The sequence below is a fragment of the Streptomyces broussonetiae genome, assembly GCF_009796285.1.
GTDB classification, from domain to species: domain Bacteria; phylum Actinomycetota; class Actinomycetes; order Streptomycetales; family Streptomycetaceae; genus Streptomyces; species Streptomyces broussonetiae.
This window is the reverse complement of the sequence record NZ_CP047020.1, coordinates 514,466-530,968: the sequence shown is the minus strand read 5'-3', so window position 1 is coordinate 530,968 and position 16,503 is coordinate 514,466. Positions and strand designations below refer to the sequence as shown.

Genomic DNA, 16,503 nt, shown 5'->3' with positions numbered 1-16,503 from the left:
ACTGGTTCTGGGACGGCTGGGGTGACTATTTCTTCGACGGGGTCTTCGGGATTTCCTTGTCGAGTTGCTTCAGCAGCGCGCCGGTGTCCATGGACGGGTTGTTGAAGAGCGCGTTGAGCTGAGCGGTGAACTTGTCCTCTGAGTTCGGGTAGTTGGGCACCTCGACTTGAGAGGGACTGGTGTTGCCGGCGGCGAAGGCGGCGGCGACCGGGGCGGACTGGGTGACCTTGGGGCTCGGCACGTCGGTCAGCGTCGTGAAGCAGCTCTCGGCCTTCAGATAGGCGCTGTCCTGCTGCGGCTGCGACATGAAGTCGACGTAGCTCTCGGCCGCGTTCTTGTGCGAGGAGGCGCCGTTGACCGACCACCCCGAGCCGATGAAGGTGAAGGTCTTGGGCTTGCCGCCCGCCGGGCCGCCGGGGAAGGGGTTGAGCGTGAAGCCGAACTTGGCGCTCTGCTGGTAGTGGCTCAGGTCCCAGGCGCCGTCGACGTAGAAGGCCCACTTGCCCGCGGTGAACTGCGAGACGCCCTGGCTGAAGGGGTCCAGGCCGTTCATGGTCTTGCCGTCGACGAGACCGCTGGTCAGCAGCTGCTTGAGGTGGTCGATCACCGGGCTCCAGGTGGCGGCCCAGGTGGAGGTGCCCTTGTCGTAGCCGCTGCCCCAGGAGGGGTCGATGAGGTTGGCGGCCAGGGCGAGGGAGACCTGTTCGGCGTCCCAGCCCTTGAGGTTGGGTATCTCCAGGCCGCCCATGTTCTTCGCCCTGAGCGTCTTGAGATCGCTGATCAGTTCGGGCCAGGTCTGCGGCACCTGCTTGATGCCCGCCTTCTTCAGCAGGTCAAGGTTGGCGTACAGGCCGATCGGGATGTTCTGCTGGACGAAGTCGTAGGTCTTGCCGTCGACCTGCGTGTACGGGGCCAGGTTGGGGAGCATCCGCTTGACCCAGGGCTGGTCGCTGAGGTCGGCGAGGAAGCCCTGCTGCTGCCAGGTGGTCAGGCGGTCCTTGTTGACCATGAGGACGTCCGCGGCGGTTCCCGCGGCGAGCCGGGTGTTGTTGTAGGCGTCGTACTCGGTGTTGGCGACGTACTTGTAGTCGACCTTGATGTTGGGGTGAGCCTTCTCGAAGGCCGCGTTGATGGCCGGGATGTCGGCGATCTCGTTGCCGCCGCCCTCGAACCCGACCACGGTGAGGACGGTCTTTCCGTCGGCGGTGGTGCCGGAGGAGGAGGACGAACAGGCGGCCAGGACGAGGGCGAAGGCCGAGGCTGCCGCCGCTGTGGTCAGTCGGCGAAGGCGAGTTCTCAATGCGGGTTCCTTGGATGGTGGGTGGGGCGGGCGAGACAGTTGCTTGGGCGCACGGGCACGCGTGTGCTGTCGCCGGTCAGGGCTGGTCGAGTTCGTAGGCCGCGGTCCGGGTCTGGATCTTCCGGATGCGTGCCACGTCGAGCTTCTCGGTCCGGTCGAACCGGTAGATGCCGTTCTGTTCCTGGAAGACGTCGGTGAGCTGCGTGTAGCAGTAGCCGAACATCAGGGGGTCGTCGATCAGGGCGCCCACCAGGCCGGCGAAGCGCTCGTACCAGGCCTCCTCGCTCGCGGGCGTGCTGCCGTAGCCCCACGAGCCGGTGTCGGGGAGCCCTGCCTGGTCGGTCGGCCAGTGGATACCGCCGAACTCGCTGCAGAAGTAGGGCTGTCCGGCGTACGGCAGGGACCAGGCGCTGCCGTCCGGTGCAGTGTTCACGAACGGTTTGCCGTCGGCGAGGCCCGCCATGTCCTGGGCGAAGCGTTCGGGGTCCTGCTCGTAGTTGTGGGAGTCGTAGACGTCGGTCTCGGGCACCCGGTGGGAGTATCCCGAGCTGTCGATCACCGGCCGGGTCCGGTCGGCGGTCTTGGTGGCGAGGAACATGCCCCGGGTGACGTCGTCGAGCACGGTGATGCGGTCGGTGATCTTCTGGAAGGTCTCGTTGAGGGGGCACCAGCCGATGATCGAGGGGTGCGAGTAGTCCCGCTGGAGGACTTCGAGCCACTGGGTGATGAACGAGGCGGTCGGAGCCTGGCGTTCGGGCCGCGTTCCGGCTCTGGCGCCCCAGTCGCCGAACTCGCCCCACACGAGGTAGCCGAGACGGTCGGCGTGGTGGAGGAACCTCTCCTCGAAGACCTTCTGGTGCAGGCGTGCGCCGTTGAAGCCGGCGGCCATCGACAGTTCGATGTCGCGTACGAGGGACTCGTCGTCCGGCGCCGTCATCAGGCCGTCGGGGTACCAGCCCTGGTCCAGGACGAGACGCTGGAAGACGTGCCGTCCGTTGAGCAGAACGGCGTGGCCGTCGATCGTCACGGACCGTAGCCCCGCGTAGCTCGCGACCGAGTCGACCAGTTCGCCCTCGGCGGTGCGTACCTCGAGGGTGAGTGTGTACAGGTACGGGTGTCCCGGCTGCCACAGTCGGCGCCGTTCGGCGGGGATGTCCAGGACGAGGTGTGCCGTACGGTCCGCATCGAGCGGAGCCGTCGCCTCGGTGATCGTTCCCTCGTCGTCCGCGAGGACGGCGCGGCAGTGGTGGCCGGGGGCGTTGGCGGAGATCGGGAGGTCGAGTAGGAACCGGCCACCGGCCGCGTCCGGGGTGATGCGCGGCCGGAGCAGGTGGACCCGGGGGACGGGCTCCAACCAGACGGTCTGCCAGATGCCCGTGGTCCGCGGGTAGAACGCCTCGTAGGTGTCGTACCGGGTGGACTGCTTGCCGCGGGCCTGGACGCCGGCTCGGCTGTCCCGCGCCCGCACCACGAGGTCCGGGGCGGTGCCCGGGGCGGCGAACTCGGTGATGTCGAGGGTGAAGCTGCTGAAGCCGCCCCGGTGGCGGCCCACCTCGTGCCCGTCGATCCACACCGTCGCGTCGTGGTCGACGGCCTGGAAGTGCAGCAGGATGCGCTGCCCGGCCCACTCGTGCGGGATCGGAAGCGTCCGGCGGTACCAGACGGCCTCCAGGAAGTCCTGGCAGCCGATGCCCGACAGCGGAGCCTCGGGCGCGAAGGGGACGGTGATGGTGGAGGCGAGTTCCCGGTGCACCAGGCCGCGCTCCAGACCCGTGTCGGCTTGGTCGATCTCGAACTGCCAGGTGCCGTTGAGACAGAGCCAGTCGCGGCGCACGAACTGCGGTCGGGGGTACTCCGGCCGGGGCGGGGCCGCGGGGGCGGCCGCGGCGGTACCGTCGTCGTCCCGGGGTCCAGGACCGTGTCCCTCTGGGGAGCCGCCGTTTTGCATCGATGCAAAATCGTTCACGCCCCGGAGTATGAGGCGACTCTTTGCAACGATGCAATCAGCCGTCCATAACGAAACGGCATCGAGGTCACACGGGCTGGCCGACTGCCCCGCCGACCGTGCTCTCCCTGACGACCAGTCGATGGGAAGCCGTGATCTCCACGGGTGCGTCGTACGCGTCGGACTCGATCCTGGCCAGGATCCCCGCCACCGCGGCACGCGCCAACTGGCGCTTGTCGGGGGCGATGGTGGTCAGGGTGGGGGTGCTGTAGCGGCCGTCCTCGATGTCGTCGAAGCCGGCCAGAGCCAGGTCCTCAGGGATGCGCAACCCCCGGGAGAAGGCCACACGCATGGCGCCGAGGGCCAGCAGATCACTGAAGCAGAACACCGCGTCCGGCGGTTCGGGATGGTCCAGGAGCTGGGCCATCGCCGCGGCTCCGTGCCGGCGTTCGTAGTGCGGCGTCGGCACCATGAGCGATTCGTCCACAGTGAGGCCGGCCTGTGTGAATGCCTCCCGGTAACCGCGGGTGCGCAGGACGGCGGTGCCGTCCGTGGGGTCCTGGTGGACGCCGATGGCGGCGATTCGCCGGCGTCCCAGACCGATGAGATGGGCGGTCATCTCCCGCGCGGCGGTGACGTTGTCGATGGCGACGTGGTCGGCGCTGGAGTCGAAGATCTTCTCACCGAGCAGGAGGATGGGCGCCGAACCGTGGCGGGATTCGAGATCGGCGGCGGTCAGGGAGAGCGGGCTGGCGATCACGCCGTCGAAACTGACCGCGCGCGACGCCTCCATGATCAGTTCCCGCTCCCGTTCGACGTCGCCGTCGGTCTGGTCGATGAGGACGGCGTATCCGCGGGCGCGCGCCTCACCGATGATCAGGCGCACGAGTTCGGCGAAGTAGGGCACGTCGAGTGCCGGCACCACCAGCGCGATGATGCGCGTGCGTCCCTGTTTCAGGTTGCGCGCCATCAGGTTGGGGCGATATCCGAGCTCGTCGATCGCCGCCTGGACCCGCACCTTGGTGGCGTCGGTCACCCGGGCGTAGCCGTTGACCACATTGGACACCGTGCGGATCGAGACGCCGGCACGCTCGGCGACGTCTCGGAGCGTGGGGGCCGTCATGATGTGTTGACCTCTCTGGCCGGGCGGCGTGCGGTGTGGTTGCCGCGACACGGATACCGTGCCGGTACCGCCGTGTCGCCACTGCGGTTCACGACGCGGACGGTGCCGTGTGCGGTTCGTACAGTCTAGGCGATTGCATCGATGCAAAAACCTGCTGCCGAAGCATTGTGAAAGGCCGCTTCGCGCCTCCATACTCCCCGACTGCGGGCTTTTCCATCGTTGCAAACGGCGCCCGCCGCACCCGCCGCCTCCGCACGGACGGGCCGCGTCCCCACCCGTCACCGCACAGGGAGCCGCCATGGCCACATCGCCACCGCACGACCGCCGCAGACGTCGTGCGCGCCTCCTGCTCAGCCTGCTCGCCTCGGTCCTTCTCTGCCTGCTCGCCCTGCCGACCAGCGCCTTCGCCAACACCCCGGGCAACGTCCTGTACAGCCCCGCCTCCAGCACGGAGGGCATGGCCTACACCCGCATGATCCGCCTGCAGAACAGCGGATCGGCCAATGGAACACTGCTCGCGAGCTTCGAGCACTGGAGCACCGACGGCAGCTCCAGCTCGTATGTGATCCGCCGCAGCACCGACGACGGTGCCTCGTGGTCCACCCTGTCGACGGTCCCCGGCGACACCTTCTCTTACCAGCCCTTCCTCTTCGAATATCCGCGGACCCTCGGGGCCTACCCGGCCGGAACCCTGCTGCTGGTCGGCGCCACACTGCCCGCCGACCGATCCGGAGTGACGTTCCGCGAATGGCGCAGCACCGACCACGGCGCCACGTGGACCTACGTGGGGGCCCCGCAGACCGCGCACGGAGCCGACGGCAGCGGAATCTGGGAACCCTTCATCGCCCTGGACTCCGCGGGCAAGATGCTCATGTACTTCTCCGACGAGCGCCAGAACACCACCTACAGCCAGTTCCTCGGGCACATCGTCTCCGCCGACGGCGGCGACACCTGGAGCGCCAACCCCGACGGCAGCCCGCGTGTGACTCCCGGCGAGGTCAAGGACGTCGCCAGCACCACACAGGCCGACCGGCCCGGCATGATCACGGTGGCCCGAATACCGTCCACCGGAACCTACGTGGCCAGCTATGAGGTGTGCGGTCCGCAGAACTGCCTGGTGCACACCAAGACGTCCTCCGACGGTGACACCTGGGGCGGCGGCCCCTCCGACCTGGGCACCGTCCCGAAGACCGACGACGGCCGGGAGTTGTACGGCACCCCCGTCATCGCCTGGAGCCCGGCCGGCGGCTCCAAGGGCGAGCTCATGCTCACCGGCCACACGGAGTCACGCCTGGCCGGTGGGGCCCCCGAGAACCAGCAGGTGGTCCTCCTCAACACCGCCGGCGGCAGCGGGTCCTGGTCCTGGACGCCCTCCCCCATCGCGGTGCCCACCAGCGGAGCCCCGTCCAGTTGCGGCACCAACTACAGCCCTGACCTGCTGCCCTCGGCCGACGGTACGAGCGTGCGCTACAGCGCGGCGGGGGCCGCCGGTCCGTACAACTGTGAGGAGCTCACCGGCTCGGGCAATGCCGGCGTCCTGCCGTACACCGCCGACTTCTCCTCCAATGATGGTGGTTGGACGCAGTACGGCGGCAGCTGGTCGGCTTCCGGCGGCACCTACACCGAGTCCGCTGCGGGGACCGGCGGCAACAAGGCAGTCACCGGCTCCACCGGCTGGACCGACTACACCCTCCAGGGCGATGTCCGCCTCGGCGACACGAGCGGCAACAGCAACGCCGGCTTCCTCGTCCGCGCCACCGACCCGACCGCCGGCACGGACAACGTCGACGGCTACTACGTGGGCGTCACCGGCTCCAACCTCGTGATCGGACGCGAGAACTACGGCTGGACCCAGTTGGGCAGCACGCCGATACCCGGCGGTCTGACCGCCGGCACCTGGTACCACCTGACCGTCCAGGTCACAGGCTGCGTCGTCTCCGTCCAAGGAGCACCGTCCGGCTCCTGGAGCAACCCCGCCTACCTCAGCCTGAACGACTGCGCCTTCTCCCACGGCTCGGTCGGAGTCCGCGACTACGACACCACGGCAGCCTGGCGCAACATCACCGTCCGCACGGCGGCCGCCGTCACCGGCCCCGGCGCCACCGGCAAGTGCCTCGACGTCAACACCAACACGAACACCAACCAGAACGCGGCCCAGCTCTGGGACTGCAACCAGGTCCCCGGACAGCAGTGGACGGCCGCCGCCGACGGCACCCTGCGCGCCTTCGGCAAGTGCCTCGACATCGACAAGAACGCCACGGCCGACTTCAGCAAGGTCCAGCTCTACGACTGCAACGGCGTGGGCGGCCAGCAGTGGGTCCCCCGAGCCGACGACAGCCTGTACAACCCCCAGTCCGGACGTTGCCTGGACGACCCCCAGGGCAACACGGCGAGCGGAACACAGCTGCAGATCTACGACTGCAACGGGCTGTCCACCCAGGTGTGGCACCTGCCCTGAACACGCAGGTGCGGATGAGCGCGGGGGCGGGCCCTGTGCCACGCCCGCTCCTGCGCACCACACGGCAGGAGGTACCGCGCTGCAGCGACCACGGGGTCTACTCTCCGCCCGGTGCCGGGATGGCTGCGGAAGAAGTCGATGGCGGCGCCCTCGGGCGTCCTCGGCTTCCCGGCCGGAGAGGAAGCGTTCACCAGTGAGAACAGGTTGGCGGCGGTCGCCACGCTCTGTAACCGCTCCTCCAGGAACCGGCACCGCTCCCCGCGGCGGAACGGAACGAGGGTGATCAATACACCGAACAGGCCCATACCGGTCGCGGTCGCACCGTCGGCCCGCATGAGCTGCTCGTCGTCGGCCCCCGGTGCGACCGCGGCGACGACACCGAAGATGAGGATGCCGGCACCGACGACGAGTAGGCAGATCCATGCTGCCTTCAGGCGTGCGCTGTTGTGCTGCATGTGCGTTCGTACCCGCTTCCGGTGAAGGGGACGCAGAGCGTCTGCCGTGGCCGAAGGTGCCGAGGCCGGACGAGGCGGTTGGGGCGGAGTGGCGCAGGCTTCCGGATACGGAGGAGGTGGCCGAGCCACTTGTCGGCGTGCGCTGAAAGAGGTCTCAGGGGCCGAGTCTGCCTTGAGCCACGACGCCCGTATCGCCAGCCGTCAACTCGCCCCGCCGATATTCCCGATACACGCCCTGGCCGTCTGCGGCACCGCATCCGTCCTCGGCGCCCCCGCCCCTGCACCCTGGCAGGTCATCGCCTCGCGCTGCGTCCTGGTCGCCGGAGCCGCCCTGCTCATGCCCGCCACTCTCGCCCTGATCTGCCACCTCTTCCCCGAACCGCAACTACGGCGCCGTGCCATCGCGGTGTGGACGACCGTCGGTGGGGGCGACGGCCTCGGCCGGACCGGGCGTCGGTGGCCGGCTCGTCGAACACTGCTCCTGGCGCGCCGTGTTCTGGCTCGATCTGCCTATCGCCGCCACCGCCATCACCCTGGCACCTTGGCTTGTTCCCGAGGTGCGCAGCACCCGGTCCGAACCCGTCGACGTGCCCGGCGCACTGCCGGCCGCCTCCGGCCTGCTGGCCCTGGTCGCCGCCATGGCCGCAAGCCCTCAACTCGGCTGGAGCAGCCCGCCGGTGCTCACCGGCTACGGCCTCGCCGCCTTCCTGTTGTCGGTCTTCCTCCTTTACGAACACCGGTGCCGTCACCCCCTGTTGCCGCTCACCCTGCTGCGCGACCCCTGCATCGGCATGAACGCCGCCACGCCGGCACTATGTCCTTCAGCCTCCTGGGTGCCCTGTTCGTGATGACGCTCTACCTGCAAGGCGTGCTCGGCTACACCCCCTTGGAGGCCGGACAGCGTGCGCTCCCGCTTCCGGCCTCTTCGGCTGTCGGCGCCGCAGCGTCCCAGCCCGTGGCCGTTCGCGTCGGCGCGAACCGGACCGTGCTTCTGGGCCTCGCCCTGGTCGCCTCCGCCTGCACGGTCCTGGCCACCACCAGCACCACGTCCGGCTACGGCCACCTCGTCGTCCTCCAGATTCTGGCGGGACCGGAGGGAGGGAGTGGTGTTCTCCCCGGCGACTGCGGCCGTCATGGAGGCCGCCCCGACCACAGTGCAGGGCTTGGCTCCGCGATCGACGATGCGACCCGACAGGTGGGGCAGCGCCGGGAGTCGCCGTACAAGGGTCTGTCCTGGCCGGCGCCGACACCACCCACGCCCGGAACAACGTCGCCGACGCCGGGCTTCCTGTCCCAGTCCGTGACGCGGCCACCGGCAACATCCTCACCGCAGCAGCCGCCCTGCCCCGGCCTCCCACCCCAGGCAGCCCCGCCTGGCCGAAGCCGAAACCGGAATCTTCTGGTGCCGCACCTGGTCGGCTCCCGCCGTTCCGTCGCGGACCCTCACCGCTGCTCGTGCCGCGGCCGCGCCGAGTGTCGCCCATGGCGCCGGTGCTGCGTTCACACTCAGTCTATTGCAACGAACGAGGCATAGAGGTGTTGCGTTATCGTTCAGATTGTTGCAACGATTATTCTGCCTCTACCTGCGGTAATGGTGACTGCATGCAACGGGGTGGTTGTCGAATCCGTGAATGCAACGTAGCGTTTCTGTTATCGGAAACAACGGGCCGAAGGAGCACGTGATGCAGAAGAACCAGGGCGCGATGCAGAAGGTCGATACCCCCGCCCCGATCTCCGCCATCCTGGACATCCCTGCCGGGCGCATCCAGTTCATCGCCGCCGACCGCGGCGACACCACCGTCGAGGTCCTGCCCGCCAACCCCTCCAAGAGCCGCGACGTCAAGGCCGCCGAGCAGACCGCTGTCGCCTACGCGGACGGTGTCCTGCGGATCCAGAACCTCGAGCCGAAGAACCAGCTCTTCGGCTCCTCCGGGTCCGTCGAGGTCACCGTCCAGCTGCCCGCCGGCTCCCGCGTCGAGGCCAGGACCAGCGCCGCCGAGCTGCGCGTTGTCGGTCGCCTCGGGGACGTCGTCTTCGAGGGCGCCTACCGCCAGATCAAGATCGACGAGGCCGCGAGCGTCCAGCTCACCGCGGTCGACGGCGATGTCGAGATCGGCCGGCTGGGCGGTCCCGCGGAGATCAGCACCGCACGGGGCGACATCCGGATCGCCGAGGCCGTGCGCGGCACGGTCGAACTGCGCACCCAGTCCGGCGACATCACGGTCGGCGCCGCCCGCGGCGTCTCGGCCGCCCTGGACGCCGGCACCGCCCATGGCCGCGTCAGCAACGCCCTCAAGAACGACGGCACCGCCGCACTCGACATCCGCGCCACCACCTCCAACGGCGACATCACCGCCCGCAGCCTCTGACCTTCCGGCTGCGAACCGGCACCCTCAACACCAATCCGGCCGGCGGGGCGACCACGAACTCGCGAACGCCATGGATGCAGAGCCGGGGAAGCCTCCCGCACGGTGGTCGCACCGCGGCCACCGTCCTGGCAGGCGCCCGGCGGCAGCCACACCTCACCGCGTCACGCACTCACCCGCACACCCCACAAGGAGCACACCGTCATGGCACTCGACCTCACCGACCAGCGCAGCAGCTTCTCGGAAACAGGGCTGCGCAGAATCCGCGACGTTCTGGCACGGCATGTGGAGTCGGGAAGGATTCCCGGACTCGTCGCCCTGGTGAGCCGGGGCCGTGAGACGTACGTCGAAGCGGTCGGGGCGATGCGTCATGACGGTGGTGCGCCGATGCGCCGCGACACGATCTTCCGGATGGCTTCCACGTCCAAGCCGGTCACGATGGCGGCGGCGATGGTCCTGCTGGACGAGTGCAGGCTGCGGCTGGACGATCCGGTGGAGCCGTGGCTGCCCGAGCTGGCCGACCGGCAGGTGCTCAGGCGGGCCGACGGCCCGCTGGAGGACACCGTCCCGGCGCGGCGGCCGATCACCGTACGGGACCTGCTGACCTCGACTTTCGGGCTCGGCATGGATCTGACGGCGCTGGGCACCCCGATCATGGACGCGGTGTTCGAGCGGGGCGTTTTCAGTCAGAGCGCGACAGGGCTCGGCGCGCCGGATGAGTGGATGTGCAGACTGGGCACGCTGCCGCTGATGCACCAGCCCGGAGAGCACTGGCAGTACCAGATCAGCAACGACGTGCTCGGCGTGCTCGTCGCCCGAGTCACCGGGCAGTCGTTCGAGTCGTTCCTGGGTGAGCGGATCTTCGGCCCGCTGGGGATGGAGGACACCGGTTTCCATGTGCCCGCCGGAAAGATCGACCGGCTGCCGACCTGCTACACGCCGGACCCGCAGACCGGGGAGTTCACCGTGTGGGACGAGGCGGTGGGCGGGCAGTACAGCGCGCCTGTGGCGTTCCAGTCGGGCGGCGGTGGTCTTGTCTCCACCGTCGACGACTACCACGCCTACTTCCGGATGCTGCTGAACCACGGGACGCACGAGGGTGAACGCATCCTGTCGAGGCCGGCCGTGGAGCTGATGACCACCAACTGTCTCACCCCCGAGCAGCAGGCGGCCCGTAGTGCCCTGGCCCGCAACAACGTTCACATTTCCTTCGGTCAGGGACAGCACGGTGGCTGGGGCTACGGCATGGCGGTACGCACCTACCGCGGCGACTACGCGCCGATCGGCCAGTTCGGCTGGGACGGTGGCACCGGCACCACGGCCTACGCCGACCCGCGCAACGGGGTCGTCGGCGTCCTGCTCACCCAGGTCGGGCTGTCCCTCCCGGCCCCGGCACAGCTCATCCACGACTTCTGGACCACGCTTTACCAGGCAATTGACGACTGACACCGGGCCCACGCCCTGGTGCGCACCCCCGACACGCGACATCCGACCTCGACGAGGACGGCGTGCGCGGTGCATCACGGAATCGCCGCGCACCAGGCTCAGACGTTGAGGGGGCCATCAAGGAAGTCGAGTCGGAATCCCCGGAAGGCGACACATCCACCGGGGAATGTCGTTGGGACTGCGAGGAGCGGTTCTCGGCCAACGACGCTGCCGGATGGTTCGGCGGTCTTCGCGTTATGGGTAATCTTCAAAAGATGATCTTGTAAGGCGCGCCTTTCGGCGCCTGCCAGAATGCGAAGAGAAGTGACTTTCCGTCAACTCCGCCGTCCCTTGCGTGTCGCGGCCCGCGTCGTTGCCTGTTCTCTGGTCCTCGCGGGCCTGCCCGCCGCTCCAGCCCTCGCGGACTCCACCGGTCCGTCGTCGGCCACCCCGCACCTCGACGCCGTGGAGCAGACACTGCGCGAGGTCTCACCCGGCCTCGAAGGCAGTGTCTGGGAGCGCACCGCGGGCAACCGGCTCGACTCCTCGACGGCCGACCCCTCGGACTGGCTTCTCCAGACCCCCGGCTGCTGGGGAGACGCCACGTGCGCAGACCGGCCCGGCACCAAGCGGCTGCTCGCCAAGATGACCGAGAACATCTCCAGGGCCACGCACACCGTCGACATGTCCTCCCTCGCGCCGTTCCCCAACGGGGCTTTTCAGGACGCGATCGTCGACGGCCTCAAGGCGTCGGCCGCCGCGGGCCACAAGCTGAAGGTCCGTCTCCTCGTCGGCGCCGCGCCCCTCTACCATCTCAATGTGGTGCCGTCGAAGTACCGCGACGAACTGACCGCCAAGCTGGGCACGGCGGCTGCGAACATCACGCTGAACGTGGCATCGATGACCACCTCGAAGACCGCGTTCTCCTGGAACCACTCCAAGCTGCTCGTCGTCGACAACCAGTCGGTGGTCACCGGCGGCATCAACGGCTGGAAGGACGACTACCTCGACACCGCCCACCCGGTGACGGACGTCGACCTTGCGCTGACCGGCCCCGCCGCCAAGTCCGCGGGCAAGTACCTGGACACGCTGTGGTCCTGGTCATGCCAGAACAAGTCGGACATCGCCGACGTCTGGTTCGCCTCGTCGAACGGTGCGGGTTGCATGCCGTCGCTGACCGGGGACACCGGCTCCCCGAGGTCCAGCGGAGACGTCCCCGCGATCGCTGTAGGCGGCCTCGGTGTCGGCATCAAGAGCAGCGACCCGGCATCGGAGTTCCACCCCGCCCTGCCCACTGCTGCCGACACCAGGTGTGTCGTCGGGCTGCACGACAACACCAACGCCGACCGCGACTACGACACGGCCAACCCCGAGGAGAGCGCCCTGCGCGCCCTCGTCGCAAGCGCCCGCGACCACATCGAGATCTCCCAGCAGGACCTCAACGCCACCTGCCCGCCGCTTCCGCGCTACGACATCAGGCTCTACGACGTGCTCGCGGCGAAGATGGCCGCGGGTGTGAAGGTGCGCATCGTGGTCAGCGACCCCGCCAACCGGGGCGCGGTCGGCAGCGGTGGCTATTCACAGATCAAGTCCCTCTCGGAGATCAGCGACACCCTGCGCGACCGCCTCGCTCTGCTCACCGGCGACAAGAACACCGCCCGCACGACGATGTGCTCCACCCTCCAACTGGCCGCCTTCCGCAGCTCGGACAGCGCCACATGGGCCGACGGCCACCCGTACGCCCAGCACCACAAGCTGGTCTCGGTCGACGACTCGGCCTTCTACATCGGCTCGAAAAACCTCTACCCATCCTGGCTCCAGGACTTCGGATACGTGGTGGAGAGCCCCGAAGCGGCGGCCCGGCTCAAGGCGAAGCTGCTCGCGCCGCAGTGGCAGTACTCGCAGACGGCGGCCACGTTCGACTACGCACGCGGAGTCTGTCAGGGATGAGCCCCGCCGACGGCTGTGGGCAAGAGCCCGATCCGTCATGTATCCCGTTCGGGAACGACGCTGGATCGCAGAGCGCCTGCCGCCCTACGGTGGCGCCATGGGTAATCACTCGCAAGGACCTGTCGGGCCCGTCGGGGCCTGACAACCTCCCTAGTGCGTGGCTGTCCTCACTGCGGTGCGAACCGAGGGCCACAGCGGCTGCAGCAAGACCAACGCATGCAGGGAAGTCCTGGTGAAGGACGTCCCTGGGCTCCTGGGAATGGACCACGCGCAGGCTCCCGGCGGGCTGGGCATCACCGTGGGGACTGCCGCGACACCGACACCCCACACGGTGGCGGAGCAACGCCGAGCACCGCGCGGCGCAGAAGCGTGGGCAGGCCGAGTGGTACCAGAGCTGCACGCCGCATGCGGCTGAAGCGGAGCGAAGTACGGGTTCCCACGAGCGTAGGTCCTGCAGAGCCCGGCAGCAGGCCGACCGGCCGAAGTCGCCTCCTGGCCCGGCAAGCGCCGTCCGGCCGGGCTGTCCGGGTGGCAGAGCGAGTACGCGTCCGAGAGGTCGATGACGGCGAGGGCAAGCGCCTGCTGCGGATCATCCGCAGGGCACCGGCTCGGTGGTGACCTGGCGACGGGCTCCCGGCTGCGCCGCCAAGAAGGTTCGCATCGAGTACCTCTATGCGATCGCGGTGCGGGCCGGGAACGCATCTTGGCGGGGCACGGCTCGGTGGTCGGCTCCCGCCGCACCGACGTGGTCGGCTTCTTCGCAGGCCGCACCCCTCTGATCCGCCTGGTCGGCGCGGTGCCGGCCGACCAGAACGACGAGTGGACCGAGGCCCGCCGCTCCATGGGACTCGACCTGCTCACCGAGGCCTGCCTCCACCCGATCGAGTCAGAGACCGACGGGATCGTCCCGCCCGCCGAACTCACCGCATCGCCTCAAAGAAGCGATCCCCGAGTGGCCGTCGATGCATGACTCCAGCGGACGTGACCATGTTCAAAGCATGGGCATGGAACTCCGCCGGCTGGTGGCCGAAGGTTGCCCCTGTGAAGCCACGGCTTCGAAGCGGCGTGTTTGGATGTGCTGGTGATCGTTAACGCACAGGAAACATCCGAGCTGCGCACGTACGTGGACCGGATTCTGGAGCACTGGTGTAAGGACGAGGACACCGAGGCGCTCGTCCAGGGGGCGCAGCGGCTGACCAGAGGGGAGGCTCGGCGGCGGCTGTTCAGGTTGGGGCATGCGCTGCAGGGGCTGGGTCTCAGGCCCGGCGACGGAGTGGGTCTGTTCCTGGCCAACCGTGTGGACTCCGTCCTGGTGCAGCTCGCCGTCCATCTCATCGGCTGCCGCGTCGTGTTCCTGCCGCCCGAGCCAGGGCCGGGCGAGCTTGCCGCGCTGGTCGAGCAGTCCCGGGCGCGCGCCGTGGTCACCGACCCCCTCTTCGCGCAAAGGGCCGCCGATGCGGCCGGCCGCAGTGTCCATGCCCCTGTACTGCTGAGCCTCGGGCCCTGTGAGCAGCGCTGCACGGACCTGTTGGCTCTGGCGGCCGAGTGCCCGGCCGTGCGCCCCTGCGGCGTGCCCGCCTTGGGAGCGGACGAAGCCGCCACCGTCCTCTACACCGGTGGAACTCTGGGCCGTCCCAAGCTCGCCGCGCACAGCCACCGGCTCTACGACGCGCTGGTGGACCGAGTGGAAGACACCACACACAAGTCTCGCCCTGCGGTATTCCCGGCCATGGACCAGGACACGGACAGGGTCCTCGCCTCCACGCTGCTGACGCACGGCAGCGGCCACCTCACTTCGGTCCAGGCTCTGGTGACGGGTGCTGTTCTCGTCGTGCTGCCCGAGTTCGAGGCGGGCGCGGCACTGAGGGTACTGCGCGAGGAGCGGATCACGGCCACCATGTTCGTACCGCCCATGCTGTACGCGGTTCTCGACCACCCGGAGTGCGAGCCGGACGTCCTGCCCGCGCTGCGGCGGATCGTTGTCGGCGGCGCGGCCACGTCGCCCAGCAGGCTGCAGCAGGCGGTCGAAGTGTTCGGGCCGGTGCTCAGCCAGGGCTACGGGCAGTCGGAGGCGCTCGGTATCACCGCGTTCGGCGCGGAGGATCTCGCCGCGGAGGGAGCCCGCCGCCCCGAACTCTGGAGCAGCTGCGGTCGCGCCATATCCGACGTTGAGATCGAGATCCGTGGGGAAGACAGCGCGGCGGCACTGCCCGTCGGGCAGGTCGGTGAAGTGTGCGTCCGTGGCGAGACGGTGATGCTCGGCTACTACGAGGATCCGGAGCGCACCGCGGCGGTGCTGCACGACGGCTGGTTGCGCACCGGGGACATGGGCTATCTCGACGCCGAGGGGTACCTCTATCTCGTCGACCGGGCCAAGGACATCATCGTCACCGGCAGCACCAGCGACAACGTCTACTCCAGGGTCCTGGAGGACTTCCTGCTCACGCTGCCCGGTGTGCGCAACGCGGCGGCGCTGGGTGTGCCGGACGAGGAGTACGGGGAAGCCGTACAGGTCTTCCTGGCCACGGCCGAGGGCGCCGACGTCGACCCGCAGGCGGTCGGCGCGGCGGTGACCGCCGAGTTGGGAGAGTTGTACACGCCCCGCAAGACGGTGCTGCTGGACCATCTTCCGACGACCAAAGTGGGCAAAGTGGACAAGAAGGCGCTGCGTGCCGCGTGGACGAGCGGGGCCTTGGGCAGGCCGTAGGCGCCGTTGCTGTGGAGGTGCGTCGGTCGATGCGACGTCAGGTGCGGCCGGAGGACAGGATCTTTGCGGTCCACCTCGACCGGCCGCCCTTTCCTCTGCGAAAAGGCCGAAGAAGTGCGGCACCGCTGTCCTCTGGGTGCCCTGTCGGGAGGAGGCAGGGGCTTGTCCGCGCAGGGCGGCCCGGTTCCAGTCGGCGGCGGTCCATCGCCCGCGAAGGCCTCGGCCTCCTTGACCAAGTGATGGAAGACCAGCGTCCGGCGGAAGTCCTCCTCGGTAGCGGCCTTCGCCAGTGCCGTATGCAGCGCAGCGAGCCGGGCCCCGCGCACCTCGCCCGACCGGGTGTCTTCGCCCAGGAGTTGCGTGGCCTGGAGCCGGGTGTCCCCTCGACGCCACGCGTGGTGTCGGACAGCCGGCCTCGTTCCCGCGCGGCAAGGACACCCCGATCATCGGTCCCGTACGGCCCCCCGCACGCCACTCGGCCTCCGGCTGCGTGCGCAGGTCCAGCGAGGGCGCGCAGGACTGCGTCGACGGCCTCGCGCCGGTGAGGTCGGAGGGCCCTCGGCACGCTGGGCCACTGCCTTTCTCGGGCGGTCCTGACGGCGTCGTCGGGAGTGTCCCGGCGTTGGTCCTCCTCCCACGCGACGAGCTGCCGTGCCCGCTTGATCTGGTGGGTGGCGGGGTCGCCGGGGAGCATCAGCCGAAGCCATCGACGCCACCGGGCTCACAAGCGAGCGAAGCTCGTGGCAGAGAAGGCTGTTCGTGTCTGACAACCCA

10 protein-coding genes and 1 pseudogene are annotated in these 16,503 nt (G+C 69.0%); 7 read left to right on the top strand and 4 right to left on the bottom strand.

Annotated features, from left to right (window positions below):
- Positions 1-25: 25 nt before the first annotated feature.
- The 3 genes from GQF42_RS02660 to GQF42_RS02650 form a co-directional block, all read right to left on the bottom strand.
- Positions 26-1,300 (bottom strand): ABC transporter substrate-binding protein, encoded by a 1,275-nt coding sequence (locus GQF42_RS02660; protein ID WP_158917260.1) that lies wholly within the window; start codon positions 1,298-1,300, stop codon positions 26-28.
- A 76-nt stretch (positions 1,301-1,376) separates the two neighbouring features.
- Positions 1,377-3,248, bottom strand: a complete 1,872-nt coding sequence (locus GQF42_RS02655) for a glycoside hydrolase family 2 protein (RefSeq protein WP_158929689.1) — start codon at positions 3,246-3,248, stop codon at positions 1,377-1,379.
- A gap of 85 nt (positions 3,249-3,333) precedes the next feature.
- Entirely contained in the window at positions 3,334-4,368 is a 1,035-nt protein-coding gene (locus GQF42_RS02650) for a LacI family DNA-binding transcriptional regulator (RefSeq protein ID WP_158917259.1), read from the bottom strand.
- Between the two features lie 298 nt (positions 4,369-4,666).
- On the opposite strand from GQF42_RS02650, the gene GQF42_RS02645 reads away from it, so the two are divergent.
- Positions 4,667-6,826 (top strand): ricin-type beta-trefoil lectin domain protein, encoded by a 2,160-nt coding sequence (locus GQF42_RS02645; protein ID WP_158917258.1) that lies wholly within the window; start codon positions 4,667-4,669, stop codon positions 6,824-6,826.
- On the opposite strand, the gene GQF42_RS02640 is transcribed toward GQF42_RS02645, so the two are convergent.
- Entirely contained in the window at positions 6,781-7,281 is a 501-nt protein-coding gene (locus GQF42_RS02640; protein WP_158917257.1) for a hypothetical protein, read from the bottom strand. The genes GQF42_RS02645 and GQF42_RS02640 overlap by 46 nt on opposite strands.
- Positions 7,282-7,703: 422 nt before the next feature.
- On the opposite strand from GQF42_RS02640, the gene GQF42_RS02635 reads away from it, so the two are divergent.
- From GQF42_RS02635 to GQF42_RS02610, 6 genes and pseudogenes are all read left to right on the top strand, one after another.
- A complete protein-coding gene (locus GQF42_RS02635; protein WP_158917256.1) occupies positions 7,704-8,129 on the top strand; it encodes an efflux MFS transporter permease in 426 nt (141 codons plus the stop codon).
- An 855-nt stretch (positions 8,130-8,984) separates the two neighbouring features.
- Entirely contained in the window at positions 8,985-9,650 is a 666-nt protein-coding gene (locus tag GQF42_RS02630; RefSeq protein ID WP_158929687.1) for a DUF4097 family beta strand repeat-containing protein, read from the top strand.
- A gap of 201 nt (positions 9,651-9,851) precedes the next feature.
- Complete coding sequence (locus GQF42_RS02625) at positions 9,852-11,093, top strand: serine hydrolase domain-containing protein (protein ID WP_158917255.1); 1,242 nt, start codon at positions 9,852-9,854, stop codon at positions 11,091-11,093.
- A gap of 303 nt (positions 11,094-11,396) precedes the next feature.
- Positions 11,397-13,022 carry a phospholipase D-like domain-containing protein gene (locus GQF42_RS02620; RefSeq protein WP_233273196.1) on the top strand — a complete coding sequence of 542 codons (1,626 nt, stop codon included), beginning with the start codon at positions 11,397-11,399 and terminating at the stop codon, positions 13,020-13,022.
- Positions 13,023-13,755: 733 nt separating this feature from the next.
- Positions 13,756-13,992: pseudogene (locus GQF42_RS02615) on the top strand (hypothetical protein); the annotation flags it as partial.
- Between the two features lie 111 nt (positions 13,993-14,103).
- Entirely contained in the window at positions 14,104-15,729 is a 1,626-nt protein-coding gene (locus GQF42_RS02610; RefSeq protein WP_233273195.1) for a class I adenylate-forming enzyme family protein, read from the top strand.
- Positions 15,730-16,503 lie beyond the last annotated feature (774 nt).